The sequence below is a fragment of the Wolbachia endosymbiont of Glossina morsitans morsitans genome (assembly GCF_000689175.1).
GTDB classification, from domain to species: domain Bacteria; phylum Pseudomonadota; class Alphaproteobacteria; order Rickettsiales; family Anaplasmataceae; genus Wolbachia; species Wolbachia pipientis.
This window is the reverse complement of the sequence record NZ_AWUH01000008.1, coordinates 1-1,942: the sequence shown is the minus strand read 5'-3', so window position 1 is coordinate 1,942 and position 1,942 is coordinate 1. Positions and strand designations below refer to the sequence as shown.

Below are 1,942 nucleotides of genomic sequence, written 5' to 3'. Positions count from 1 at the left end.
TAGTTCAGGATTTGATAAACGCTTGTGGTGGAAGTGTGCAAAGTATTTCTGATGCTGTGGATAGCGCAATAAAAAAGTTGCCAGTAATTGAAGGTCCAGGAAGTGGTGGCCTTCAACTTTCAAGAGAAATAGCAAAAGTTTTTGAAGATTCAATTGGTATTGCAAGAAGAAATAAAGATTCATTTGTTGCTGTTGAGCGTTTACTACAGGGCCTCACTGCACAAAAAGATGATACTGTAGGCAAAATTCTGGCAGAGAATGGTGTGACTCTACAAAAACTGAACTCAGTTATTGCAGAAATGAGAAAGGGCAGCAGTGCGGACTCGCCAAACAGTGAGGAAAAATTAAACGCGGCAAAGAAATATACAAAAGATGTTACAGAGCTTGCTATGCAAGGAAAGCTTGATCCTGTAATTGGTCGTGATGAAGAGATCAGAAGAACTATGCAGGTATCACTGAGGCGGACAAAAAATAATCCAGTGCTGATCGGTGAACCTGGTGTTGGAAAAACTGCAATAGTTGAGGGGCTTGCAAATAGAATTGTTGCAAACGATGTGCCACTTGGTTTGCATGATGCAAAGGTCTTAGCTTTGGATCTTGGAGCACTAATTGCTGGCACTAAGTTTAGAGGAGAGTTTGAGGAAAGGTTAAAAGCAGTGATTAATGAGATTTCGAGAGCGGAGGGAAAGATTATATTATTCATCGATGAATTGCACACTTTAGTTGGAGCAGGAGCAACAAGTGGTGCAATGGATGCCTCGAATCTGCTGAAGCCTGCTCTTGCGCGTGGAGAAATTCGCTGTATAGGAGCCACAACTTTAGATGAATATCGTCAGCATATAGAAAAAGATCCTGCACTTGCAAGGCGTTTTCAGCCTGTGTTTATCTCTCAACCAACTGAAACTGATACCATTTCAATACTCAGGGGTTTGAAGGAAAGATATGAGGTGCATCATGGTATAAGAATTACAGATGGCGCAATAATTGCTGCTGCAACGTTGTCCAGTAGATATATAACAGATAGGTTTTTACCTGATAAAGCAATTGATTTGATTGATGAAGCAGCAAGCAGGGTGAGAATTGAAATGGATAGCAAGCCTGAAGTTATTGATGAACTTGAGAGAAAGGTTATACAGCTAAAGATTGAAGCAGAGGCTTTAAAAAAAGAAAGTGATGAAAATTCTAAACAGCGTTTAAAAAAGATAAATGAAGAGATCGAAAATCTAAACAGTAAATTTGCTGACTTGAACAGCAAATGGCAGATGGAAAAGAATAAAATAGCTAGAATACAAGAAACAGCCGAAAAATTAGATAACGCTAGAAAAGAGTTGGAATTAGTTCAGCGTAGTGGGAATTTGGGAAGAGCAGGAGAGCTGATGTATGGTGTGATTCCTCAGCTTGAGAATGAATTAAAAAATCAGGAAAAGGTTACTGATAGTTTCTTAAAGAAAGAAGTGACTGGAGATGATATTGCAAACATTGTTTCAAAGTGGACAGGAATTCCAGTTGATAACATGATGCACAGCGAAAAGGAAAAACTTCTCAACATGGAGAATGAAATAGGAAGAAGAGTAATAGGGCAGAAAGATGCAATAGAAGCGATAAGTAATGCAGTTAGGCGCTCTCGCTCTGGTGTGCAAGATACTAATCGACCTTTTGGTTCATTCTTATTCTTGGGTCCAACCGGAGTTGGAAAAACAGAATTGGCAAAAGCCCTTGCTGAATTTCTGTTTTGACGATCAATCAGCGCTTTTGCGTTTTGATATGTCAGAATATATGGAAAAACATTCTGTTTCAAAGTTAATTGGCGCGCCTCCAGGGTATGTTGGCTATGAACAAGGTGGCAGATTAACTGTTGAAGCAGTGAGGAGAAGACCATATCAGGTAATCTTATTTGATGAGATAGAAAAGGCAAATCCAGATATATTTAATCTATTGCTGC

At 39.2% G+C, this 1,942-nt stretch carries 1 pseudogene; it reads left to right on the top strand.

The annotated features are described in order from the left end of the window. Window positions 1–1,942 (top strand): annotated as a pseudogene (locus WGMM_RS00250) (ATP-dependent Clp protease ATP-binding subunit); the annotation flags it as partial.